Here is a 24,129-nt window from a genome sequence, read left to right as displayed (position 1 = left end):
GTAAGGTTTAGTTAGTTGAAAAGAAATCCCAGATATATGGATAGATATAAAAAAGAATAATGATTACCACAGCGCTCACAGGCCAGAACCAGCGTTTCTTTATAAACTGAGGGTCCCAGGTGTTTTTACCTCTTGGAAGATTATGAAGGGGTTTGAGCATCTGGTAAAGGGGATCAACCTTTTCATCTGGAAGTTCACCCCCACATTTTATGCCCTTGCATTTTACAGGTGTTTGATCTCCTGTCCTGGCTTCAGCCTGAACTGGTTTGGGGGTTGTTTCAGTAAAAGATGATTTTTCCAGGTCACTCGTTCTTTTATCTTTTATGTTCATAGCCTTTACTGGTACCTGAAGCTATTGCTTAAAACCTGATAGCTTTTTCAAGTTTATCAAGACGGCTTCTTTCTTCAGCTTGCTTGATTCTTTGATCCCGCTCTACTTTGACAGTAAAAGCGCCATTTACTTTTTCCATCAGCTCGTCAAGTTCACATGGTTTTAAGAGATAATCATAGGCACCGGATCGCATGCCTTCTATGGCTGTTTCCACTGTACCATGACCTGTCAGCAGGACAACCTCTGTACCGGGAACAAGTCTTTTGACTTCGCCCAGGGTTTCTATTCCGTCTATTCCCGGCATCTTGATGTCTAACACCATTACGTCGACATGGTTGTTCCTGATATAATCAAGTGCTGCCTGACCACTGTCCACATCTGTTACATCAAAACCCTTCTCATGAATTCTTTTGGACAGCGTGGTACGAAAGCGCTCTTCATCGTCAACCAATAAGATTTTGGGTCCTGTGCTATCCTGCATGGTCATAAAGTCTCCTTAGTAATATAAGCTTAAGTATAGACTCGCACTTGCTTCGTCTACCAAGAAATTTGTAACATATTCGTCTGTTTGAGGAAAACATGTCAAGGTTTTTTTAACAAGGTCTGATTCTTTGCCCTGCTTAGAACCACAATCGTACGTATTGCAATTTTTTGATACTTGAGCTAATGAGCAGGCACATTTACATGGATGAAGCAACTTTAACAGCAGGCATTGTCAATGCTTACTGCCATGAAGGAACTTAGCTTGTTACCACTGCAACTTTAGTTTACGGGTAAAAGTTTAGCCTTTTGCTTGGTCAGGCGGGAGCAGGCACCTCAGTCCTTGTTTTTTACTGATAACTTTTAACTTTCAAGTTTTTAAAAGAAGGGGAAAATAATGTCCGGTTTTCTGGACTTTTTGATCAGCAAAATAAAGCGCAAAAACTTCGACAGTATTGAAGATGCTTTATTTAAGCGAAAATATGAGTACTTCAAAAGCCTTCTCGCTAACAACAATAAAGCTCTGGTGCTTATCAGCTCTCTTGAAGATCTGGTTCTTGAGCACAGAACTTTTGACTACAATGAGATTGTGTCCCAGTGCGAACAGCTCATCAGTACTGTGTATGATATTTCTGAAGATGTTAATGCCATTTCAGGAGGTAAATATTCCGGACTATTTGAGGCTACTGAAAAAATCGGCATATCCATTCTGCATGAATTTATGGACAAGAGAGAATTGGAAAGTGCAGAATGGGCCATTTCCCTCAAAGATCTTACCCGTGACAAGTATTACGAAGTCGGGGGTAAAGCTGCCAACCTGGGAGAAGTCCTAAACAGGGTGGGACTTTCTGCCCCTTCAGGTTTCAGCATTACAGCATATGCATGCCACCAATTCCTCAAGCAGGGCGGTATAAGCGAGCTTGTAAAGAAGAAGCTCAAAAACCTAAGTGTTTCAGATACAGAAAAGTTAAATAACATTTGTGCCGAAATCAAGGCAGCAATCATGTCTGCCCCACTTCCCCGGGATCTGGAAGAGTCTATAATGCAAGAGCTTGGCCTGATCCAGCAAAAGCATGGCAGCACTATAAGAATGGCTGTACGCAGCAGTGCCACAGGAGAGGACTCAGAGTCTTCCTTTGCAGGACAGCACAGCACCCTGCTCAATGTTCCTCCGGACAGCATTATCCAGGCTTACAAAGAAGTGGTTGCCAGCACTTTTAATCCTCGGGCAGTATTTTACAGACGCAGCAAGGGGTACCGCGACACTGATGTGGTCATGAGTGTTTTGTGTCTAATTATGGTTGATTCAGCAAGCAGTGGGGTTTTGTACAGCGTGAATCCCACCAGTGAACAGGATGACGATCTGTATATCAGTGCAAACTGGGGGCTTGGGGTAAGCGTGGTGGATGGTTCAATGCCAACTGATTTCTGGCGCTTCAGCAGAGAGTCCGGTAAAGTTGTCAGCAGCGAAATTAAGCTCAAAAAAGAAATGATTATTATGGACAAGGAGCAGGGCATTGTCACCAGGGAAGTTCCTGCTGATTTTCAAAATGCACCATGTCTTAACCAGAAACAGATAGAAACGCTGGTTGATTATGCCCTTAAGCTTGAAAAACATTTTTCCTGGCCTGTGGACATGGAGTGGGCAGTTGACAAGGATGGGACAGTACTCATGCTTCAGGCAAGACCTTTGAATCGGATTCAGGAAGATTACGAAGATGATGAATCCATAGAGCATGATCTGTCGCATCACGACCTCATTCTTGAAGGAGGCATGACTGCTTGTTCAGGTACGGCAACAGGCCCGGCCTATCATGTTCAGTCGGATCACAATCTATCTGCTGTTCCTGAGGGAGCTATAATCATCGCTCCTCAGACCTCGCCCCGCTTTGTATCCATTATGTCAAGAATATCAGGCATTATTACCGATGTGGGCAGTGTAACGGGTCATATGTCTTCAGTTGCCCGGGAATTCAGACTTCCAACCCTGGTAGCCACCAGCAATGCCACAAAACTCATACCAAATTACCAGGTCATAACTTTAGATGCTACCCGTAAAAAGGTTTACAGTGGTGAAATACAATCATTGCTCAGACAGGCTAAACCAGTAAATCTGATGAAGGATAGTCCGGTCTGGAAACTGGTTCATAAAACTATTAAAAAAATCATTCCCCTGAACCTGATTGATCCCAAAAAATGCAATTTTATACCCGCAGGCTGTGTTACGCTCCATGATATAGTCCGTTTTTCACATGAAATGGCCATGCGGGAAATGTTTAACCTGAGTCGGGACATCAGCACAGGAAGATACAGAAGTACACACTTAGACACAGACCCTGATCTGAAAATAGAAATACTTGATCTCGGCGGGGGGCTCAAATCCATTACTCCTGAAAGTAAGGCAACTCCGGGACATATCCTGTCCATGCCATTTAAAGCTCTCCTTACAGGAATGTTTAATGAAAACGTCCATTGGGCAACTCCTGCAGATTTAGACATGATGGAGTTTGCTTCAATAATGAAAAAAAAGGTTATGGAAGAACCAGGCCCCAAAACCCGCATGAGCAGGCCCAATTACGCCATCATTTCAAAAGAGTATCTGAACTTTAATGCCAGTCTTGGCTATCATTATGTTACTGTTGATGCCTATTGCTCTAAGTTCGTTAATGATAATTACATTACCTTTTCTTTCAAGGGCGGTGCTGCAGATGTACTGCGCAGAACTAGAAGGGCTGGCTTAATCGGTGCCATACTGAAGAAGCTTGGTTTCCGGGTTGAGCTTAACGGCGATATGGTCAGAGGGGAAATGAAAAAATATGACTGTAAAAGACTGGGAGACAGGCTTGACCACATTGGACGTCTGCTGGGCTCGATACTTCTGCTGGACATGGTACTTTCCAGCGATCAGGAAATTGACTGGTATGTTGAGCAGTTTATGAAGGGAAACTATACCTTTACCAGCGAACCTGCAGGACATAAATAGTCAAGACAGCATCCAGCATCATCCCGATTTTTTTGAAAGGGGCTGCTGTCCAGCAGCCCCTCTCTATAGTGATGCAAAAAACTGACATGAACAGTTCTGTAAAAACAGCTTAGAACCTTACCGCTTTCTCAAGTTTGTCTAACCTGCTTCTCTCCTCAGCCTTTTTAATTCGCTCGTCCCGCTCCTTCTTCACGTCATAGGCTCTCTCAATCTTGTCTATCAGGAGCTCAATTTCGCAGGGCTTCATGAGGTAGTCATGGGCTCCGGCCCTCATTCCCTGAATGGCTGTATCCACTGTACCGTGGCCGGTCAATAGAACGACTTCAGTTCCCGGACTAACCTTTTTGACATTTAACAAAGTTTCAATGCCGTCCATTTCCGGCATCTTGATGTCCAGAACCATTACATCTACACTGCTTTTTTTAAGATATTCCAACGCCTTAATTCCGCTTTCAACATCAGCGGCATCGAATCCCTTTTCCCGCAGTCGTTTGTTCAGGGTTTTTCTAAATCTTTCCTCGTCATCCACCAGTAGAATCTTCATGTCTGAATAATTTTCCATTCCTGTTCACCTCCACAGAATACATTTATTCTCTATTTATATGTAGTTTTGATTTGAACTATAGAGCTTCTAAGTAACTTATCACCTCAACCCTGCATCAAAAAAAGAACTGTTTTAACTTTGACATTGACAAGAGCAAAAAGGGCCAAGATCCGAATTCTTCAGCCTTCAGCCTTCAGCCTGAAAAGTCAAGTTATCGCCCCAGCTTAACGTTCCTTGTTTAAGGTAAGTTGTGGGCACAGCCCGCATTAGATAAATCCCAGCAATGGCCAGTAAAACATTACACAAATAACACAAACAACCAGCAGGATCAGACACCAGGGTACTGCAACCTTGATGAATTCAACCTGGGTAAAATACCCGGAACTGTAAGCAATAATTGTCGGAGGACAGCCAATCACCAGCATGATAAATGAAGTTGTCATGGGTGAGAGCAGAGCAACTGCAGTTGGAGACAGCCCCATCATATCAGCCATGGGCAAAGTAATGGGCAAGGTCAGGGCCACTGCTGCTGAATTACTCATGAGGCTGGAAAGGAAAGAACCAAAAAAGCCGAATCCGTAAAAAGTTACAAATGAGCTCCTGCCGTCAAGAAGCGGAAGAAAGGCCTCTGCAAGAAAAAGCCCTGCTCCTGTACTGAGCATAGCCATACCCAGAGAAACACCTGCTCCGAACACGATCCATGATTCCCATGGAAACTTGTCGCAGATAGTCTTAAATGAAATCCATCCTGGCGCGCAGAAACCTACCATGGCAATTACAGCAGGAACACTGACGTGCCAGCCTGTAATATCGCCCATAAACCAGAGCACAAAAGTGCTAATAAAAACTATCAGGACGCCAAGTTCTTTGGTGGACATGGGGCCCGGGGCATCCATCTTTACCCCAGCGAGCTCTTTTTCCTTGGGTCTGAATAATACCCAGAGCACAAGCCAGGTTCCGAGAGCAGTGAGAATGGCTATGGGGAACTGGATAATCATATACCGTAGGAAACTTATGGTTATGGCTCCATCTGAAAACTGATACAGAACCTCTAATGCCAGAGGGTTTCGTCCTCCGCCGAGAAGCGTTCCGAAACCTCCGGCCGAGGCAGCAAGAGGAATGAGAATAATGAAAAACTTGGGAAGACTGTGTCCCTGGCCAGGCTTAAGGCCCATAGCCATAAACACCGGTACAAAGGCAAAAACCATGATTACGGTTACAGTGGCATCATGAAATATGGTAGCCATCATTGTGCAGCCAATGGCCAGAATAAAGCTCAGACGCTTCACCCCGGTTCCAGCAAACTTAAGCAGATAATACATGAGCCTTCTGGCCAGCCCGACCTCATTGAGAACAACGCCGAACATAATGATCATCAGAACAAACATAACTGCTGAGTTGGCATACGGGGTCCAGGCTTCATTACGCCCTACTATGTCGAACATGATCATGCCACCGCCGACGCACAGAGCAGTAATGCCTATGGGAATAGCTTCTGTAACCCACAATATTATCACTGTTGTTAACAGGGCCAGAAGTCTGTGGCCCTCAGGGCTTAAATTTTCAGGAGTCGGCAGCAGCCACACAAAAAGTCCAAGGGCTGCAGCAATCACCGACTTAATGATGATGCTCTTTCCTGATTGCTGAGGGGATTCAGGATGCTCATCAATTATCAACTCACCCTGATTATTGTTGATTGTCTTCTCTGACATATTATCCTCCATGTATGGACTCCGGCTTTTTCCGGAATTGCTGAATGGTTACAAATCTTAAATCTTAAAACTTCAAACTTAAAACTTTTTCAACTACAACTACAACTTACACTCCTCAACAATAGTCATATAAATTTCAGCATAAAGATCTGAAAACTTGATAATACCCGTCAACTTCTCACCATCAAGAACGAATAATGAGTCAAATCTCCCAACAATAAACTTATGTAAGGCCTCGTTCAGACTGCTTTGGGCTTTGATGGTCTGAGCCTCTATTACTGGTTTCAAAAAGTCTTTGACCTTTGATTCACCTGTCTTCCGGCATAAGTCATTCAAAGGCTTTTCCAGAATGGACATTTGTTCTCTCATGCTTTTGATCACATATTCGTAATTGGCCACAAAAGCACTTTTACTGACATCAGCAAGCCTGTGATACTGTGGTTCCAAGCCGCGCATTAAGTCCAGGGGTGAGAGTTTACCCAAAATTTTTCCCTGCTTATTCTCAACAAGCAAAATTCTCTGCTTGCCTTTCCCAGATAAGTAGTTCTCCTGTGCCTGATGCAGGGCCTTTGCAGCTTCAGCAAAATTTGCTTCTTCGCTTATTCTTGGGAAATCTTTTATGGGAGCAGTCAATTCATAAACCTTGGTCTTTTCCATTTCATCCTCCAATTGTTTTTAGTATAGTTTAGCCCTTAGCATGTGGCTCTGGGCCTGTTAATTTGGTTAAATTGTTCAATGGGTAATAATATCAACTGAATATCTTATCATTAAGTGATTGATCCATTGATTGAAAGAGTGCTTCCACATTCAGCGGCATGAAAAAATAGTCCAGTGCCCCATACTTCATAGCCTCCATGGAAACAGCCTGATCATACTGGGGGCTGATAACAATCACTTCTGCTGCAGGAGACATTTTCTTTAAAATGCTCAGTTGGGATAAGTTTGAAGTGTTTACGTCCTGAACAACGAGAAGGATGATATCGATTGGCATCCTGCAAGCATGCTCTTCAACTTCTTCCCATGAAAAAACTGCAGCAACATAATACCCTCTTTCTTCGAGGGTTCTTGCCAGAACTTTGCAGAATCTCCTGCTTTCATCGAGAATCATTATATTGCGTTGCTTCATTATTTGCTCAGTGTGTCATTAACAGGCTTCTTGCCCTGAAATCCCACCAAACTTGTGAGTAACTGGACAATATGGAAATGATCATTTAGATCCAACCACCCCCAACCTCTCCTTTGTCAAGTATATAGTCAGCAATCTGTATGCCAGAATATATGTTAAATAAATTCAAGGTCTTATGTGAAAGCAGGACATGTAAGTGTTGCCTGTATGTTTCATTTAGTTCTGTAATCGTTCCCTGCCTGTGATTCATAATGACACATGTGGGTACGATATTTCTGTTTTCTGTCAAGATTGTGTTGCTTTTCAAAGCACTTTAAGTTAGTGTTTATTAGTCAAATCAACCATACAGATATGCAGGTGCGACTGAAATTGCCTGTGATTTTTTATACCTGAATTTTTTCAGGTCCTATAAAGGCCCACACTATGCGCAAAGCCATTGAATACGTTCTGGACAATTTAAAAATCCGCATGAAAATTGAGGATGTTGACGATGCTGATGTCAAAAAGAAGTATGACTATTTCACTAGCCTGCTTGCAGGAAATAATAAGGCTCTGTCCCTGATAAACGATCTGGAAAATCTTCTTATTGAACCGAAGCCTTTTGACTATGATGAAGTTGTGGAGCAGTGTGAGAAGCTGGTGAGTGTTGTTTATGATATAAGTGAGGATCTCAACGCCATTTCCAACGGAAAGTATCAGGGTATTTTTTCTGCCACAGAACGTATTGGAACTGAGATAATCAGTGATCTGGCCACGAAAAAAAAGTTGGACAAATCCTCATGGACAATACCGCTGGAAAATCTTACCAACGACAATCATCCTCAGGTGGGAAACAAAGCAGCAAACCTGGCAGAAATTTCCAACAGAGCTGAATTGCCAACTCCTCAGGGCTTTGCCATTACCGCATTTGCCTGCCATCATTTTTTCAAACAGGCTGAAATTTACTCCATGATCAGGGATGAGATGAAAGGCTTAGATCCTGATGATACCGAGAATCTGGAAAAAGCCTGCAACCGCATTCAAAGTATTATTATGGATGCAAGAATTCCCACTGGTTTAGACAAATCCATTAAAAGAGAGATTTCCAGACTGCAGGACAGGCTGGGAGATGATATCAGGCTGGCTTTCAGGAGCAGTGCTACAGGAGAGGATTCTGAGGGGACCAGTTTTGCAGGTCAGCACTCATCTGTGCTCAATGTCTCAATGTCTAATGCACTAAGGGCCTATAAAGAAGTAGTGGCAAGCACTTTTAATCCCAGGGCAGTTTTTTATCGCAGAAAAATCGGTTACAGGGATGTTGATGTTCTGATGAGTGTTCTTTGCTTAGTAATGGTGGACGCAAGGGCAAGCGGTTGTCTGTACACTATAGACCCCAACAATGCTGATGTTGATGATATTTATATTAATGCCAACTGGGGGCTTGGGGTTAGTGTGGTGGATGGCTCCATGCCTACTGATTACTGGAGGATTTCCAAAGAAGACAGAAGTATTATGATGGAAGAAATCGCTGTCAAGGATCAGATGATGGTAATGGACAGCGAATATGATCTGAAAACCGTCCCTGTGCCTGAAACTGATGCGGCTGTTCCTTGCCTTAGTCCTGAAAATATCGCCTGCCTGGTTGAATTCGGTTTGCGTCTCGAGGAACATTTTGGCTGGCCTCTGGATATGGAATGGGCTGTGGACAAAAAAGGAAAAGCTTATGTACTGCAGGCCAGGCCTCTTTACAGAGCAATGCAGGAAAGCCCCATCAATGCCCTGGACCGTGACTTTGACGATCAGGAACATGAAATTGTCCTTGCCGGGGGAATGACCGCCTCTCCAGGTACTGCCAGCGGCCCTGCTTATGTGCTTGAATCTGAGCACAACCTGTCAAACATCCCTCAAGATTCCATCCTGGTGGCGCCTCAGACTTCGCCCCTTTATGTTTCTGCCATGTCCAGGGTTAAGGGCATCATCACCGATGTTGGAAGCGTAACCGGCCACATGGCGTCTGTTGCCAGAGAATTTGGTATCCCCACCCTTGTGGGCACCTCAACGGGCACCCAGGCCATTGAGCCTTATGAAACAATCACCCTGGACGCATCCAGAAGAATAGTCTTCAAGGGCAGGGTTGAAAACATTCTCAAGGAAAGGCCAAGGCCTAATCTGATGAAATCCAGTCCGGCATACAAGACAGTCCAGAAGACCCTCAAACAGATCGTTCCCTTGAAACTTGTGGACCCTGCAGCTGAAAACTTCACTCCAGAGGGATGCATCACCTTGCATGACATTGTCCGCTTTGCCCATGAAATGGCCATGCGGGAGATGTTTCGACTGGGCGACGACATTCAGGGACGGGGAAAGTACATGGCGGTCAGACTGAAGACTTCCCTGCCTCTCAATATTTATTTCCTTGACCTTGGGGGCGGGGCAGCACTTGAACCGGGGAAAATGAAAGTTACCAAAAGAGATATCACATCCAGCCCATTCAAGGCATTACTTAACGGCATGTCTTATAAAGAGGTCAAGTGGGCGGGACGTTTGAGAAAAAAAGTCAAAGGACTGAAAGCCGCTTTCTGGGAAAAAATATCCGGAGACCCTGACAGGGAAATTGATCTCAGCACTCCCAACTATGCAATTATTTCAGACGAATATGTAAACTTTAATCTTCGTCTGGGACACCAGTATGTAACCATAGATTCTTTTTGCTCCCCCAGAATCAATGACAACTACATCAAGCTCTCTTTCAAAGGTGGGAAAGAAGATCCTGAGCAGAGAACCAGACGAGCCACGCTCATTGCCTTGATCCTGAAAAAGATGGGTTTTCGGGTTGAGCATAAGGGAGACATGCTCATGGCTGAAATGAAAAAATATGATGAATCAAGAACCAGGGAAAAACTGGACATAATCGGCAGACTTCTGGGCTCCATCAGGCTTCTGGATACAATTCTTAATAACGACAGCGAGCTTCGCTGGTATGCTGATGAGTTTTTGAGAGGTAATTATTCTTTTAAAAGTAATTAAGTGTTAAGTTTTAAGTGTTAAGCTTTAAGTATTAAGCTTTAAGTATCTCACCGGGGGGGACTGGGACCAAACTTGAGAGTAGCTTGAAATAGCCTTGGCGCGAGATTGCTTCGCTTAGCTCGCAACAAGGATTGCCACGCTCGCCCCAGTTGAATGGCTGCGCCTACACTGCGCCTGCCTCGTTGAATAGCTCGAAGAGCTGGCCCGCAGGGCATTCAACTGGGGTGTACTCAACGAGGTAAAATGACTCGCTCGCAATGACACATGAGGTGTCACAGATGTAGTTACGCAGAACCTGTCATTGCTAGGGAGCCTAAGCGACCGAAGCAATCTGTACGGTAAGACCATAACAATTATAATTTGCGTAACTGCTCAGCACAGCTCTTTCACTGGATAAAGCCTCTGGCCTGTTTGGTTTCCGGATTGTTGCGTGTTTGACCGGCCTTGAGCCCGTTAGCCAAAAGCATGGCTGAAACACAGTCTCCCGACAAATGGAAAACATAATGATTTTGGCTTACGGGCTTACGCCGGGAGTTTGCAGCAAAAGAAAACCAAATTGGGCAGAGGCTGCCGAGGTATTGAATAGTTACGAATTTGTTTCTGATTAAGTTTTTAAGGGCCTGCAGGAAGCAGGCCCTGTTTTGTACAAGTCCGGTTTTCAACTTATGAAAACCCGATAATGGGCCAATAGATCATCACACTTAAAGCGCAGACCACCAGCAGGAATAAACACCAGGGCACTGCGTACTTAACAAACTGCCCCTGTGAAAAATAGCCAGTGCTGTAAGCAATAATTGTTGGAGGACATCCAATGACCAGCATGATGAACGATGTAGTCATGGGGGCCAGAAGGGCCACTGCCTGAGGAGACATGTCCATCATCTCAGCCATGGGCAGGGTTATGGGCAGCATGAGTGCTACTGCTGCGGAGTTGCTCATCAGACTGGAGATGAAAGAGCCGAAAAATCCGAACCCGAAATACACCACGAACTCATGCCTGCCTTCGAGAAGTGGCAGCAAGGATGCAGCAAGGAACTCACCTGCTCCGCTGTGCAGCATGGCCATACCAAGTGACACGCCTGCTCCAAAAACAATCCATGATTCCCAGGGGAACTTGTCACAAATGGTCTGAAAAGATATCCACTTGGGTCCGCAAAATCCTGCTATGGCCAATGCTGCCGGAATGCTAACATGCCAGCCGGTCAGATCGCCCATAAACCACAGTGCAAATGTTGCAATAAACACAATCAATACACCAATTTCCTTGACCTGCATAGGACCGGGATGTTCAAGCCTTATCCCGGAAAGCTCCTTTTCCTTGGGTCTGAAAGCGAACCATAGTACTGCCCAGGTGCCAATGGCCGTTAATATGGCTATGGGGAACTGAATAATTATGTATTGCATGAATCCTATGGAGACTGCCTCTGCAAACTTTGGAGATTCCTCGGTAAAGACCTGAAGAATCTCTACAGCCAGAGGGTTACGTCCACCACCAAGCAATGTGGCAAAACCTCCTGCTGAAGCAGCCATGGGGATAAGCATCATAAAGAACATGGGAAGCCTGTGCCCCTGACCTGGCTTCATGCCCATGGCCATGAACACCGGAACAAAGGCAAATACCATGATAACCGTGACCGTGGCATCGTGAAAAACACTGGCGGTCATGGTGCAGCCAATGGACAGAATCAGGCTCAGTCGCTTGACCTTTGTACCAGCAAACTTCAGCAGATAATACATGATCCTCTTGGCCAGGCCGACTTCATTCAGGACCACCCCGAACATGATGATCATGAGCACAAACATAACCGCCGGACTGGCGTATGGGGCCCAGGCATCATGAGGGGTCTGAATGTTGAACAGAATAAGTCCAGAACCCACCAGAAGTGCAGTAACTCCGATAGGGATGGCCTCGGTCACGAACAAAATGACCACAGTGGTCAACAAAGCCAGCAGTCTATGTCCTTCAGGGGAAAGATTGTCAGGGGTGGGCAGTAAATACACAAACAGACCCAGTCCAATGGCAATGGCCAGTTTTACAGCAATAACCAACGGGCTGGCTTCTTTTCTAATAGATTCTACTTCTGCCATAGATATTTCCTCGCTTTTGTCATAAGACATTGAAGGTTAGGATTCACACGAATCATAATTCGCATGTGTCCTTGATCTTTCTGGAAATATGTTCATAAACATCAGAAAAAAGAAGAAGACCTACAAGTTTTCCCCTTTCAACCACAAAAAGAGAGTCATGACGACCCACAACAAACAGATGCAGGGCCTCGTCAATGTTATCTTCCTTCTTAACCTGGTGACCTTCTGTAGGCATCTTTAAGAAATCTTTGATCCTGGCGTTTTGAGCAGTCTGACACAAGTTTTCAAAGGGCCTGTCCCACAGAACTTTCTGATGTTTCATGGAAGTAATTACATAAAATGTATCCTTGAACTTGAGTCTGTTGGGATCAATAATATTGGAGTACTTGGGCTCAAGCCCCTGAATTAGATCCATAGGGGACAATTTCCCCACAATCCTGTCATTATCATCCTTAACAAGAAGTGTTCGATACTTGGACTTTCCTGTCGTAAAATCTTCGTTAGCCCTTTCCAGGGCATGGAAAGCCTCGATAAAAAGCGCTTCTCTTGAAATGGCTGGAAATTCATCAAGTCCAACCATTAAATCTTTAACAGTTAAGGGATCAGATTTATTATCAGACATAAACAGGAACCTCCTTGAATTTTCATAAAACATGAAACAAAATAAAACACTGATTGTGATAAGATTATCAAAGAGCAATTTGTGTTCAATGTTTTAAAACAAAAAACAGGTTAAAGTGTCAACAGGAAAAATGGAACAAAGTTAAAAAAAACAAAAAGAAACATTTAGAATCAAAAACCGGGGGCACAAGGTCGGCTCATGATCTGTACCAGTGCTTCTGCCAGTGCTCCATATCCTTCTTTACCTTATCACTGACTCGTTTTTCTTCTCTTTGGGTCTTGACCGCGTAAGCAGCGCTGATCTTTTCAAGCAGTTGTTCCAATTCACAGGGCTTCATAAGATAATCATAAGCTCCGAGCCTCATGCCTTCTACAGCTGATTCAACATTGGCATGACCAGTCAGGAGGATCACCTCAGTATCAGGGCTTATCTTTTTAATTTGCCCCAGAGTCTCAATCCCGTCCATTTCCGGCATCTTGATATCTAAGACAACAATATCAAATTCACTGTTCCTGATCATCTGCAGAGCCTCAATTCCTCCTGGAGCGTCCTTGGGATCGAATCCTTTTTCTGAAAGTCTTTTGACCAGAGTGGATCTGAATCTTTCTTCGTCATCCACCAGCAAAAGTCTTATTTTTTTGTACATTTCCAAATCATCTGAGTAATCCATAATTGTCTCCTTTCAGTAGTTTGGGCTATTTACAGTTTTTAGTAACTTACCGTTTCAATCCTGTAGAAAAGAAAGTTTTTTAACCTTGAAAGAGCAATAATGCCCAGGAACCTTAGTCTTCAGCCTTCAGTCTGAAAAGTACGGTTATCGCCCCCAACTTGACAAGCCTTGTTTTAATTGGGTTGTGGGCACAGCCGGCATTAGACAATTCAGTTATCCGGAACTTGATCCGCGGGCCAGACCTTTCAATTCGATATTGTCGAGTAGCTGCCAGGAGTTCTCAAAATCTATTGCCTGAATATCGTATCTTCCTTGAGTTCATCAAGTCGCCATGCTTCAACTGCAACGTCGGCAGGGCCGATGACGTTATCAAACACCCTGATCTTTTTCCATGTCAGATATTGAAAAAACTCCTCTTCAATTCCTCCACAAATTACATCCTGAACTCTTTCAGACTGCACAATGGAACATAGTTCTTCAGCAGAAGGTTCGGAAAGAAGAAGATTCTTCTGATCCAGAATGAGCCCGTTATCAGACTTTTCAACAATGAGAACTTCCAGGGTCATATCAAAACGGGGTGAAACATCATGGTCATGAACCGTTACAAGTACCCGTCTTACATCAGAGACAGAAAAGGGAACCATAGTTTACTCCAGTCCCAGCTTTTTTAATTTTCTCCACAGGGTACTCCTGCCCCAGCCAAGGATATCCGCTGCCTTGCTTTTTCTGCCTTTGGCAGCAACCAGCGCCTCAAGAATCATCTTTTTTTCCATGTCCTCCCATGTGCAGCTTTTGGAATCACCGCGATCCACCTGCACGGGAGGAGAAACAGGAACTGAAAGGCGGGCGGCCTGCTTTTGCCTCATCCCCTGTTCAAGTACATATTCTGGAAGATGAGAGGTTAGAATTGATTCCCCCTGACAGACATTAACCGCATACTCCAAGATATTTTTCAGCTCTCTGACATTGCCGGGATAATGATAGTCCAGAAGAATCTGCAAGGCATCCTGAGATACATCGGTAATGTTTTTTTTAAGCTGACTGCTTAGCTTCCTCAGCATCTGTTCGAGCAAAATCCGAATATCTCCTTCTCTCTCCCGCAAGGGGGGAAGATGAAGCCGCACAACATTCAGCCGAAAGAGCAAATCGCTTCTAAAGTTACCATCAGAGACCATTTGTTCCAATGGGCGCAGGGTAGCAGCGATAATCCTGACGTCAACCTTGATTCCCCTGGTGCTTCCAAGGGGGAATATTGTCTTGTCATCCAGGAAGGTCAAAAGCTTGCTCTGAAGCCCTGTGGGCAGATCTCCGACTTCGGTCAGGAATATGGTTCCATTGTGGGCCAGACGGAATCTTCCGGGTTTATTTTCAGTAGCGCCTGTGAATGCTCCCTTCTGATGCCCAAAAAGCTCTGATTCAAGTAGTGTTTCAGGCAGTGCAGCACAATTTACTTTGACAAATGGTTCCTTGGCCCGGTCTGATGCAAGATGAATGGCCTCGGCAACTACATCCTTGCCTGTGCCGCTCTCGCCGGTAATCAGGATGGAGGAATCTGTTTGAGCTACCATGGGTAATATGCTGAACACCTTTTCAATCTGGGGGCTTGTGCCAATCAGGGTTCCAAACCTGGCTCCGTGATCCTTTTTCCAGTCAGATTTCTGCTGAGCTCTCAAATCCTCGACTAACTGAAAATACCCTGCATGCTTTCCGTTAAGACCGTTTATGGGTGAAACAGAAATCCTCACTGGAATCTTCTGCCTCTGCCTGTTGATAATATTGCTCTGAATAAATGGATACTCCCGGGAATCACAATCATTCAAAGGACACTGCTGCAGACACATACTGCTACGAATAATACTTGAGCATACAAGGCCTCTGGCTTCAAACTGGTCATATCCTGTCAGGGCAGCCAGAGCCCTGTTTATGAGCAGTATTCTGCGTTCTCCATCCAGCAGGGCGGCTCCAACAGGAATTTCGTCAAGTATCCTCACCAGCTGCACTGGTGAGTCAAATAGCCCTTCAACCACAGCGCTGTTCAATTTGATTTCTGAATTTTTCATAATGGTTTAAGTTTTAAGTTTTAAGTGTTAAGTGTTAAGTTTTAAGCTTTGAGCTTTGAGTGGAGAGCCGAGATGTTATTGGTAATGTTGCAAAACGTTCTGGAATGAAAACAGGCATGAAACGATTTTGAACTTTTAAAAACAAAAAATCAAGCATAGATTCTCCCATCTCTCATAAAAAATGTTGAAGAGTTGAGAAGGTAAATTTCTCAGTAAATGATAAAGTAAAATCAAGTTCACTCCAGCTTGACTGAAAATCATTAAAAACTTACAAACCGCAGTTCTGCAACTGCTACAAAAAACAAAAACAATCACATGAATAATTTAGACCGTGAAGTGTACAAAAGAAGAACATTCGGGATTATAAGTCACCCAGACGCAGGAAAAACCACCCTGTCTGAAAAACTTCTGCTTTTTGGAGGGGCCATTCAGATGGCCGGATCCATAAAGGCCAAAAAAGCAGCCCGCCATGCCCGTTCCGACTGGATGAAAGTAGAACAGGAAAGAGGAATTTCAGTTACTTCATCTGTCATGAAATTTATTTACCAGGATTATGAAGTTAACCTTTTAGATACACCTGGTCACCAGGATTTTTCAGAAGATACCTACAGAGTGCTTACAGCTGTGGATTCAGCCCTGATGGTTATTGACAGTGTTAAGGGAGTTGAAGCCCAGACCAGAAAGCTTATGCAGGTCTGTCGCATGCGCGCTACCCCCATAATGACTTTTATCAACAAACTTGACCGCGATGGCCGTGACCCTTTTGAACTTTTGGATGAAATTGAGCAGACCCTGGGTATTCAGGCAACACCCATGACCTGGCCCATTGGCATGGGTAAGATCTTTCAGGGAGTCTATGATTTGAGGCGCAAAGAGTTGCGTTTTTTTTCTGCCGCTGACAGTAAAGGTCGAAAGCCCAAAGAAAACACAATCGTTAATGACCTTGCCGACTCCAAACTTGATGATCTTCTTGGTCCGACAGCTGCTGATGAACTGCGCCAGGATGTTGAACTAATAGAGGGAGCAGGCTACCCATTTGATGAGAATGCGTATCTGCAAGGCAAACAGACCCCGGTCTTTTTTGGCAGCGCTGTGAACAACTTTGGTGTTCAGGAACTTCTTGACACTTTTGTTCTGCTGGCACCCCATCCCAGGCCAAGGCAGGCTGAAACCCGTGAAGTTTCTCCCTTTGAAGAGCAGTTTTCAGGTGTGGTTTTTAAGATTCAGGCTAATATGGATCCTGCTCACCGGGACCGTATAGCATTTATGCGGGTCTGTTCAGGCAAGTTTGAAAAAGGGATGAAGGTCCGACACCACAGAATTGGCAAGGATATCCAGATATCCAACGCTATCATCTTCATGGCCCAGGACCGGGCTGGTGTGGAAGAGGCCTGGCCAGGTGATATTATTGGTGTTCACAATCATGGGACAATCAAAATCGGCGACACTCTGACCACAAGAGAAGAATTAAAATTTACAGGAATTCCCAACTTTGCGCCGGAGTTTTTTCGCAGGGTGATCTTAAAAAACCCCCTCAAGTCCAAGCAGTTGGAAAAAGGGCTGAAACAGCTGACAGAAGAAGGGGCAATACAGCTTTTTCGCCCTTTATCAGGTAATGACTATATTCTGGGAGCTGTGGGAGCTCTGCAGTTTGATGTAACAGCGGCTCGACTGGAAGCTGAATATGGTGTTCAGGCCCAGTACGAACCACTGAATTTTTCCACAGTTCGCTGGATTGATTCAGCTCAAAAAGCAGCACTGAAAGACTTCAGACAAAGATATTTTTCTTCACTGGTTCAGGATACTGAAGAAAACCTGGCAATTCTGTTTGCCAGTAAATGGCGACTGGAAAGAACAGCTGAAGAGTGGCCGGATATAAAATTCCTTGAGGTTCGTGAACATTAATCAAAGAACCAGGAACCAGGAACCAAGAACCAGGAACCAGGAACTCTCAAGACAGGGATCAATTATGAAAAAATTCAGAATTTACGAACATCCTCAAAAAGGTCTGGAAGCTGTAAAACTAGGATTTTCCTGGCCAGCCTTTTTCTTCGGCATCCTGTGGATGGTGTTTAAAAGTCTATGGAAATATGCTGGAATATGGTTTGTGCTTTATATTTTAATGGCCTTAATGGAGTCACATCTCAAGTCAGGAGATATTGAAACCGGCCTGACAGCAACATACGATATCATGCTTATGATTTTCTACCTCATTGTTATGCTTATACCTGCATTTATCGGCAACAGCTGGGTGGAAAAAAAGCTTCAGAACCAGGGGTATGTACTTTTAAAGGAAGTTACAGCATCTAATCCCAAGCAGGCTTTGGCAGACCTGTCCGCACAACAGGACCAGGATTAGCCTTTTTGGGTTAAACATGGCCGGTTTTTGTTTTTGCTACAGGATTGGAGCTGTGAATTATTAACGCGGGTTGTAACCGTAACCACAAAAAAGATATTTTTACCGCCCGTTCGAAGACTCACTCAAGACGCAAAGGGCGCAAAGGAAGAAAGAAGTTTTTTCATTTGCCGGGGAACGGCAAATAAAAAGGCAGCCTTTTTGAAAAACCGATGCCCGGTTTCCAAAAATATATTTTCCTTATTGTCTTTAACTTTGAGTCCTTTGCCTGCCCAGTTGAATTGCTCGCAGAGCAAACCCGAAAAGCATTCAACCGGGGCGTCTTTGCGGTTCAAATTTTCTTGTTATTTATAACATGGTTTCAGGAGTAAGTTACTGATCAAAAAATGTAATCTCACCGGCTTTATCAGCAATCATTTTAACTCGATTCTTGGCAAGAGCTTCCTTCTCAGCGATTTTTTGCTGATAAGTGGACTGGACGCGTTTCAGATAGACATCACCTGTATCGGTGAGAAAAAAAATCTTGCGTGAGTCCTGCCCCCCTACATCCTGGCTGACTACTCTTATGCCTTCATTGTGCAGAAATCCCTGCACAAAGCTGACAATCTTTTCTCCTACTCCATTTTGCTTAGAAATGCTCGATATCATGTGAGCACCGCCAAAAACCTTGGCAATGAGACTTCGTCTCGACGCACCAAGATTCATCATTCTGTTGATGAGCAGTTCCATGGCATTGACTCCATACCTCGCTGATACATCGTACTTTTCCAGGTCTGCCTGGCCGGGCAGAAGAATATGGTTCATTCCTCCAATTTTGTTCAGGGGATCAAAGAGGCACGCTGCTACACAAGATCCAAGTATGGTATGAATTATTGTCGGATCTTTGCTGGCATGATATTCGCCGATATGGATATGGATTTTCTTTCGCATCAATTTTCAGTAAAGATTATTAAGAAGTGTAACAGCTAAGCCATATGCTTGCAGCAACAAGGCTGGGATCTTTCTGCTTTCATAAGAAAATGGCAATACTGTAATTTTATGGTAATGCTTAGAGAATCACTGTGAAGCATAAAACAATACCACATTTGAAATCATGTGTAAATGATAGACGAAAAAATGGCAACACAAATGTTTAAAGTTGTCTGTGCCCAAAACCTGGCTGGAAAAAAACTCGAGATTGGGATGGTTAAGTAATCAGAGCGGTCAGGGAGCCAGGTGAAAAGTTTTTAATTCCGCATACAGTTAAAATCTGTCCACTCAACGAAATGACTTTTAGCTGATAAATGTTTTTATATAATAGCAATAACGGCATAAGGTCAGGAAAGTTTTGCAAATTTCCAAGTTCAGCGCTTTGTGAAAAAATGATTTTATTGACTATGATCAAACTAATTGGAATAAACTATGTAATTCTTGATATTTACATGCGAGAAACCCGTATAATTTATGTTTACCCCAATATAATGGATGGTATCAGTTTATGGAAACGGTAAGTTTTAAAGGTGGGCTCAAGCTCCCTGTTGTCCATGGGGGCGGAGACAGACCCATTATTTGTGTTCCCCCCGGAGAGCAGGTCATTGTACCCATGAAGCAGGATCTTGGACCTGAGTGTGAACCTCTGGTAAAAAAGAAGCAGATTGTTCGGACTGGTGAACTCATCGGGCAGAGCTCTCTCGAGCATGGAGCATGTATACACGCTCCTGTGGCTGGAAAAGTAACTGATGTTACCAAGTCCTTTATTCATTTTTCCGGCAAACGAATGTCAGCAGTTGTCATTTCCAGGGAAGGGCCGGTGAATAAAGCCAGGAGGCAGGAACAGGATGATTTTCTGTCTACCCTTGTTACATCTGGAATGGTGGATTTTGATAAGGATACAGTCCCCCTGGCAGTCAAGCTTGATGAGGCCAAACTCAATCATGTGGACAGCCTCATAGTCAATGCCATGGATGTGGAACCTTTTTTCTCCAGCAGGGTCAGGGTACTTTCTGAAAGAATACATGATGTTATGGCAGGCATCAGCGCAGTCAAAGACTATTTGAATATTCAGCAGGTTTATATTGTCCTTGATGAGCAGCACAGAGGGCATATTTCCGACAATCAGGCTCGACTGCTGCAGGATGTTACTCTGGTGCCTCTCAAATACAAATATCCTCAAGCCATTGACTATCTGCTGGTAAAGGCCATTCTCGGCAAAGAGGTGCTGTGTACCATTCCCTGTAGAGATATCATGCACAGTCAGGACATAGACGGGCTTGTTATAAGCGTTGATACTCTTGCCTCTCTGGGGTCAAAGGTGGTCTCAACCGAAAGAATACTGACCATCCGTGATCTTAACGGCGACCTGAACGAAAATGTACACGTTCAAATTGGTACACCTATTAAGGAAATCCTCAGTGCCTGTTCATACGAAGTGAATCCTGAGGCAAGGATCATTGCCGGAGGCCCCATGATGGGGCAGATTTTTGCTGACGCGCAAATGCCAGTAACCAAGGATTTGCAGGGCATTTTTATCCTCAATAAGGAGCAGCTGACTTTCAATAAGCCAAAGACCTGTATTAAGTGCGGGTTGTGCGTGGATGTGTGTCCTGCAAGACTTCTTCCGTTCATGATTTCCGGTTTTGTTGAAAAGGCACAATATGATCAGGCCCAGAGATACCAGCTGTCATCATGCTTTGAATGCGGCTGTTGTTCTTATGTCTGTCCATCCAATATTCCTCTTTTGCACTGGATTCAATTCGGCAAATTTGAAATCTTTAAACAAAGGAGCAAGTTGTGAACACTTCCAGGATGATAGCTGCGGCCAGTCCGCATATTCACAGCAGAAACTCCATTTCCAGGATGATGCTCAACCTGATCCTGGCATTGCTCCCGGTTACGCTTGTTGGAGTCTATCTTTACCAGATGGATGCAGTTCGGCTTATTGCCATCACTGTTTCGTCCGCAGTTGCCTGGGAAGTAATCCTGCAGAAACTTTTCCAGAGACGAGTCGCTGTCATGGATTTCAGCGCAGTAGCCTCCGGGCTGATGCTGGCCCTGCTGCTGCCTCCAACAGTGCCCTGGTGGATGATTGTCCTTGGAACATTTATGATGATCTTTCTGGGCAAGGAAATCTTTGGTGGTCTTGGCTGTAATCCTTTCAATGGAGTGCTGATTGCCTGGGTGGCTCTGAAAATATCCTATCCCATGGCCATGGAAGACTGGCCCTTCCCGGACAGAGATATTTTCGCTGACATGCCTCCATTAGATATTCTGCGTTATGACGGCATGTTCATGGTTGAACAGTTCTACCCATTGAGCACTTTGTTTACGGGTTTAGATGTTATAGGTCCGATAGGGGAAACATCCAAGCTGGCACTTCTTGTTGGAGGAGCCTGGCTTGTGGCCACAAGAACAATCTTCTGGCATGTACCTGTGGCCATGTTACTTGGTGTGGCAGCATTTTCCGGAATATTCTGGATGATTGATTCCCATGAATATCCATCTCCAGTCTTTCATATTTTTGCCGGCGGAACAATTTTTGCCGCCTTCTTTCTGGCAACTGACTCCAGTTCATCACCGGTCACCAAGCCGGGGATGATCATGTACGGACTTCTGGCCGGCATACTTACAGTAACCCTGCGCATGTGGTCTCAATGGACCGAAGGAGTATATTTCGCAGTCTTTTTAATCAGTCTGCTGACTCCTTTGTTAGATAAAATGAGGCCCTCGGCTTTTGGTAAAAAGAAATTTCTAAGGCTGCCTTCCGGCAGATGATGCAAGTGCGGGCTTTCTGGAAAATGGCAGTTAATCTGCTGACCCAAAAGGCCTGCTTTCAGGAGAGATATCAGTGACACGTAAAGATCTTATCCAGATGGTTTTCATTATGACGCTGGTGGCGTCCCTTTGTGGCGGTGCTCTCGCCATGGTCAAGATAGGCACTAAGGATCAGATAGAGTACCAGCAGATATTATTCATTAAAGAACCGGCACTGGTGAAAATACTGCCAGAAGGCTATGATAATGATCCTGTATCAGACAGACTGACCTTGAATATTGAAAGAAATGGACGTGAAGAAGAAATGACTTTTTTCATTGCCAAAAAGGACGGTCAGACTGTTTCCGTGGCCTTTGAAAGTTATGCAGGAGGGTATGCCGGGCCTGTAGGTGTTATGCTGTCCATAAATCCGGCTGAGGGAAAGCTGCAGGGTGCTGCTGTTACAACCCATTCAGAAACTCCGGGGCTTGGAACGCGCATTATTGATGTAGCCAGTTTTGTCCGCCAGTTCCAGGATCAGCCCTTGGACAAGGATTTTCGTCTTCGTTCTGATGGAGGTACCATTCAGGGTATAACCGGAGCTACTGTATCAGCAGCTGCCAAGGCCAATGCCGTGCACAGGGGTATAGCTGTTTATCAGGAAGTAAAAGACAAGCTGGAATTTGATTAAAGGTAACAATTTAGCCATTTGCATGTGGCACGGGGACTGGCTCTCCCAGTCCTTGCTTTATTAAGTCTGTGTTTTACATCAACAAAAAACAAGGGCTGGGGTGCCTGTTCCCTGCTTTCCTTAGAAAAGGGCTAAACTATTACGATTAAAGTTGTAAGTCCAGCGCCTGCTCCCAGGAAGCAGGCATGGCGCTGAATTGTTCAGGATAAAGGAGATTAATATGGCTGATTCTATGGTGAAGGTTTTTACAAGGGGCCTGTGGAAAGAAGTCGCCCCGCTGCGCTTTGCGCTGGGCATATGCCCGGCTCTTGCTGTTTCAACCAATGTAGAAAGCGCCATTGGCATGGGCATGGCTGTTCTTTTTGTATTGCTTTTAAGCAATGGGCTTGTTTCTGCTATTCGCAACGTGGTTCCAGACAAGGTGCGCATTGCAGTCTTCATAAGCATTATAGCCACAGGAGTGGTCATTGTTGAGCTGGTCATGCAGGCATATTTTTATCCTTTGTTTCTGGTTCTTGGTATCTGGATCCCGCTTATTGTTGTCAATTGTTTAGTGCTGGGACGCGCAGAAGCCTTTGCCCGGAAAAATCCTGTGCACCTGTCACTTGCTGATGCAGTGGGTATGGGGCTTGGATTTACATTGTCCCTGGTAGTTATCTCCTCCATCAGGGAGGTGTTTGGCAACGGGACCTGGCTTGGAATGAATGTGATGCCTGAAGGATACCCGGGATTTGACTATCTGTTAATGCCTGCCGGGGCGTTTCTTGTTTTTGGCCTTGTGCTGGCAGCCATGAACCTGATTTCAGCCACGCTGGAAAAAAATAACATTCAAAAAGTAGGATAAGGCCATGGAAGATTATCTTTTGATGATGGTTTCAGCCATGTTTATCAACAATATCGCCCTTATCAGGTTTATGGGCAACTGTCCCATTGTGGGCGTTTCAAGCTCTATGAGCAGCGCCGTGGGCATGTCCTTTGCGGTCATCTTTGTAACTACTCTGGCAGGAACCACTTGCTGGATTATTCAAAAGGCTGTGCTTGAGCCATTCAGCATTGAATATCTGCAAACTCTGGTTTTTATACTGGTTATTGCATCCAACGTGCAAATTACAGAAATGGTGGTTCAGAAAGTATCTCCACCACTTTACAGGGCTCTGGGTATATATCTGCCTCTGATAACCACAAACTGCATGGTTTTCGGAATATCGCTGCTTAATATTCAGGATGAACGATCATTTATGGAAACCCTTGTCTACTCTATATCGGCTGCCGGGGGATTTGCAGTTGTGCTCATCATTCTGGCCGGCATAAGAGAAAGAATGGCGGCTACTGCTTATGTGCCCGCTGTTTTGCAGGGAGTTCCCATTACACTTATCACTGCCGGAATCATGGCTTTGAGCTTTGCTGGGCTGCTGGGGCTTGATTAGATTATGCCTGCTTTGCCTGGCTGGATAATTTGTATCTGTTTAGCGCTTTGGATGTGGCACGGGGACTGGCTCTTCCGGGATCCACTTGTCCCAAAAATGAGTCATTTTGAGCACAAATTGATGCTCAAGTGGGTCCCGGAGTGCCTGTCCCCTGCTCTCCTTAAAAGCGCTAAACAGATACGATAATTTTAAGTTAAAACGTAAAAGCATAGCCCATTGTAAAGAAAGCAGGGGGGGCATGCTCTCGGAATCCAGTTGAGCATCAACCGATGATTTAAACGTCTCATTTTTGGGCAGGTGGGTC

21 protein-coding genes are annotated in these 24,129 nt (G+C 44.6%); 9 read left to right on the top strand and 12 right to left on the bottom strand.

All coding sequences use genetic code 11. The features are described from left to right. Positions 1–7: 7 nt before the first annotated feature. On the bottom strand, positions 8–331 hold the full coding sequence (locus tag LZ23_RS02220) for a hypothetical protein (RefSeq protein WP_045211203.1): 324 nt from the start codon (positions 329–331) through the stop codon (positions 8–10). Positions 332–359: 28 nt separating this feature from the next. Continuing rightward, positions 360–818, bottom strand: coding sequence for a response regulator (locus LZ23_RS02215; RefSeq protein WP_045211201.1), 459 nt, complete (start codon positions 816–818; stop codon positions 360–362). A gap of 390 nt (positions 819–1,208) precedes the next feature. Here LZ23_RS02215 and LZ23_RS02210 point away from each other — a divergent pair, with 390 nt between their 5' ends. Then, the gene (locus LZ23_RS02210; protein ID WP_045211199.1) at positions 1,209–3,794 is read left to right on the top strand and encodes a PEP/pyruvate-binding domain-containing protein; all 2,586 of its coding nucleotides are present in this window, start codon (positions 1,209–1,211) and stop codon (positions 3,792–3,794) included. 109 nt (positions 3,795–3,903) lie between these two features. Here the strand turns inward: LZ23_RS02210 and LZ23_RS02205 are convergent, their stop codons facing one another. The 4 genes from LZ23_RS02205 to LZ23_RS02190 all read right to left on the bottom strand — a co-directional run bounded on the left by LZ23_RS02205 (position 3,904) and on the right by LZ23_RS02190 (position 7,176). Continuing rightward, a complete protein-coding gene (locus LZ23_RS02205; protein WP_045211197.1) occupies positions 3,904–4,356 on the bottom strand; it encodes a response regulator in 453 nt (150 codons plus the stop codon). A gap of 248 nt (positions 4,357–4,604) precedes the next feature. Then, the gene (locus LZ23_RS02200) at positions 4,605–6,050 is read right to left on the bottom strand and encodes an SLC13 family permease (RefSeq protein WP_045211254.1); all 1,446 of its coding nucleotides are present in this window, start codon (positions 6,048–6,050) and stop codon (positions 4,605–4,607) included. Between the two features lie 99 nt (positions 6,051–6,149). Next, entirely contained in the window at positions 6,150–6,707 is a 558-nt protein-coding gene (locus LZ23_RS02195) for a CBS domain-containing protein (protein ID WP_045211195.1), read from the bottom strand. Between the two features lie 91 nt (positions 6,708–6,798). After that, a complete protein-coding gene (locus tag LZ23_RS02190; protein ID WP_084590860.1) occupies positions 6,799–7,176 on the bottom strand; it encodes a response regulator in 378 nt (125 codons plus the stop codon). Between the two features lie 423 nt (positions 7,177–7,599). Between LZ23_RS02190 and LZ23_RS02185 the strand changes: the two genes are divergently transcribed. Further along, entirely contained in the window at positions 7,600–10,182 is a 2,583-nt protein-coding gene (locus LZ23_RS02185; RefSeq protein WP_052507041.1) for a PEP/pyruvate-binding domain-containing protein, read from the top strand. A gap of 663 nt (positions 10,183–10,845) precedes the next feature. On the opposite strand, the gene LZ23_RS02175 is transcribed toward LZ23_RS02185, so the two are convergent. The 5 genes from LZ23_RS02175 to LZ23_RS02155 all read right to left on the bottom strand — a co-directional run bounded on the left by LZ23_RS02175 (position 10,846) and on the right by LZ23_RS02155 (position 15,622). Next, on the bottom strand, positions 10,846–12,270 hold the full coding sequence (locus tag LZ23_RS02175) for an SLC13 family permease (protein ID WP_045211190.1): 1,425 nt from the start codon (positions 12,268–12,270) through the stop codon (positions 10,846–10,848). A gap of 52 nt (positions 12,271–12,322) precedes the next feature. Continuing rightward, positions 12,323–12,892, bottom strand: coding sequence for a CBS domain-containing protein (locus tag LZ23_RS02170; protein WP_045211189.1), 570 nt, complete (start codon positions 12,890–12,892; stop codon positions 12,323–12,325). A 196-nt stretch (positions 12,893–13,088) separates the two neighbouring features. Continuing rightward, entirely contained in the window at positions 13,089–13,562 is a 474-nt protein-coding gene (locus tag LZ23_RS02165) for a sigma-54-dependent transcriptional regulator (protein WP_232300360.1), read from the bottom strand. Positions 13,563–13,849: 287 nt separating this feature from the next. Further along, positions 13,850–14,206 carry a NifB/NifX family molybdenum-iron cluster-binding protein gene (locus LZ23_RS02160; RefSeq protein ID WP_045211187.1) on the bottom strand — a complete coding sequence of 119 codons (357 nt, stop codon included), beginning with the start codon at positions 14,204–14,206 and terminating at the stop codon, positions 13,850–13,852. Positions 14,207–14,209: 3 nt separating this feature from the next. Next, positions 14,210–15,622 carry a sigma-54 interaction domain-containing protein gene (locus LZ23_RS02155; RefSeq protein ID WP_045211186.1) on the bottom strand — a complete coding sequence of 471 codons (1,413 nt, stop codon included), beginning with the start codon at positions 15,620–15,622 and terminating at the stop codon, positions 14,210–14,212. A gap of 315 nt (positions 15,623–15,937) precedes the next feature. On the opposite strand from LZ23_RS02155, the gene LZ23_RS02150 reads away from it, so the two are divergent. Together LZ23_RS02150 and LZ23_RS02145 are read left to right on the top strand one after the other, a co-directional pair. Next, the gene (locus tag LZ23_RS02150; protein ID WP_045211184.1) at positions 15,938–17,527 is read left to right on the top strand and encodes a peptide chain release factor 3; all 1,590 of its coding nucleotides are present in this window, start codon (positions 15,938–15,940) and stop codon (positions 17,525–17,527) included. Continuing rightward, entirely contained in the window at positions 17,517–17,981 is a 465-nt protein-coding gene (locus tag LZ23_RS02145; protein WP_045211182.1) for a DUF2628 domain-containing protein, read from the top strand. Before LZ23_RS02150 ends, LZ23_RS02145 begins: the two co-directional genes overlap by 11 nt. 369 nt (positions 17,982–18,350) lie before the next feature. Here LZ23_RS02145 and LZ23_RS02135 read toward each other — a convergent pair whose 3' ends face one another. Next, positions 18,351–18,908 (bottom strand): chemotaxis protein CheD, encoded by a 558-nt coding sequence (locus tag LZ23_RS02135; protein ID WP_045211179.1) that lies wholly within the window; start codon positions 18,906–18,908, stop codon positions 18,351–18,353. Positions 18,909–19,455: 547 nt separating this feature from the next. On the opposite strand from LZ23_RS02135, the gene LZ23_RS02125 reads away from it, so the two are divergent. The 5 genes from LZ23_RS02125 (at position 19,456) to LZ23_RS02105 (ending at position 23,825) form a co-directional block, all read left to right on the top strand. Further along, entirely contained in the window at positions 19,456–20,751 is a 1,296-nt protein-coding gene (locus LZ23_RS02125; protein WP_045211176.1) for an RnfC family protein, read from the top strand. Further along, positions 20,748–21,728, top strand: coding sequence for an RnfABCDGE type electron transport complex subunit D (locus LZ23_RS02120; protein WP_052507040.1), 981 nt, complete (start codon positions 20,748–20,750; stop codon positions 21,726–21,728). The genes LZ23_RS02125 and LZ23_RS02120 overlap by 4 nt, the downstream gene beginning before the upstream one ends. A gap of 73 nt (positions 21,729–21,801) precedes the next feature. Continuing rightward, positions 21,802–22,398 (top strand): RnfABCDGE type electron transport complex subunit G, encoded by a 597-nt coding sequence (locus LZ23_RS02115; RefSeq protein WP_052507039.1) that lies wholly within the window; start codon positions 21,802–21,804, stop codon positions 22,396–22,398. 220 nt (positions 22,399–22,618) lie between these two features. Continuing rightward, a complete protein-coding gene (gene rsxE / locus LZ23_RS02110; RefSeq protein ID WP_045211174.1) occupies positions 22,619–23,242 on the top strand; it encodes an electron transport complex subunit RsxE in 624 nt (207 codons plus the stop codon). 4 nt (positions 23,243–23,246) lie between these two features. Further along, the gene (locus LZ23_RS02105; RefSeq protein ID WP_045211172.1) at positions 23,247–23,825 is read left to right on the top strand and encodes an electron transport complex protein RnfA; all 579 of its coding nucleotides are present in this window, start codon (positions 23,247–23,249) and stop codon (positions 23,823–23,825) included. Positions 23,826–24,129: the final 304 nt, after the last annotated feature.

It is taken from the genome of Desulfonatronovibrio magnus (assembly GCF_000934755.1).
Classification (GTDB): domain Bacteria; phylum Desulfobacterota; class Desulfovibrionia; order Desulfovibrionales; family Desulfonatronovibrionaceae; genus Desulfonatronovibrio; species Desulfonatronovibrio magnus.
Note: the sequence above shows the minus strand (reverse complement) of the source record. Positions and strands in the feature narration are given on the sequence as shown.

Coding starts and splice junctions, on each gene's coding strand:
- LZ23_RS02220 (WP_045211203.1), bottom strand. CDS start 331: ATGAACATAAAAGATAAAAGAACGAGTGACCTGGAAAAATCATCTTTT.
- LZ23_RS02215 (WP_045211201.1), bottom strand. CDS start 818: ATGACCATGCAGGATAGCACAGGACCCAAAATCTTATTGGTTGACGAT.
- LZ23_RS02210 (WP_045211199.1), top strand. CDS start 1,209: ATGTCCGGTTTTCTGGACTTTTTGATCAGCAAAATAAAGCGCAAAAAC.
- LZ23_RS02205 (WP_045211197.1), bottom strand. CDS start 4,356: ATGGAAAATTATTCAGACATGAAGATTCTACTGGTGGATGACGAGGAA.
- LZ23_RS02200 (WP_045211254.1), bottom strand. CDS start 6,050: ATGTCAGAGAAGACAATCAACAATAATCAGGGTGAGTTGATAATTGAT.
- LZ23_RS02195 (WP_045211195.1), bottom strand. CDS start 6,707: ATGGAAAAGACCAAGGTTTATGAATTGACTGCTCCCATAAAAGATTTC.
- LZ23_RS02190 (WP_084590860.1), bottom strand. CDS start 7,176: ATGAAGCAACGCAATATAATGATTCTCGATGAAAGCAGGAGATTCTGC.
- LZ23_RS02185 (WP_052507041.1), top strand. CDS start 7,600: ATGCGCAAAGCCATTGAATACGTTCTGGACAATTTAAAAATCCGCATG.
- LZ23_RS02175 (WP_045211190.1), bottom strand. CDS start 12,270: ATGGCAGAAGTAGAATCTATTAGAAAAGAAGCCAGCCCGTTGGTTATT.
- LZ23_RS02170 (WP_045211189.1), bottom strand. CDS start 12,892: ATGTCTGATAATAAATCTGATCCCTTAACTGTTAAAGATTTAATGGTT.
- LZ23_RS02165 (WP_232300360.1), bottom strand. CDS start 13,562: ATGGATTACTCAGATGATTTGGAAATGTACAAAAAAATAAGACTTTTG.
- LZ23_RS02160 (WP_045211187.1), bottom strand. CDS start 14,206: ATGGTTCCCTTTTCTGTCTCTGATGTAAGACGGGTACTTGTAACGGTT.
- LZ23_RS02155 (WP_045211186.1), bottom strand. CDS start 15,622: ATGAAAAATTCAGAAATCAAATTGAACAGCGCTGTGGTTGAAGGGCTA.
- LZ23_RS02150 (WP_045211184.1), top strand. CDS start 15,938: ATGAATAATTTAGACCGTGAAGTGTACAAAAGAAGAACATTCGGGATT.
- LZ23_RS02135 (WP_045211179.1), bottom strand. CDS start 18,908: ATGCGAAAGAAAATCCATATCCATATCGGCGAATATCATGCCAGCAAA.
- LZ23_RS02125 (WP_045211176.1), top strand. CDS start 19,456: ATGGAAACGGTAAGTTTTAAAGGTGGGCTCAAGCTCCCTGTTGTCCAT.
- rsxE (WP_045211174.1), top strand. CDS start 22,619: ATGGCTGATTCTATGGTGAAGGTTTTTACAAGGGGCCTGTGGAAAGAA.
- LZ23_RS02105 (WP_045211172.1), top strand. CDS start 23,247: ATGGAAGATTATCTTTTGATGATGGTTTCAGCCATGTTTATCAACAAT.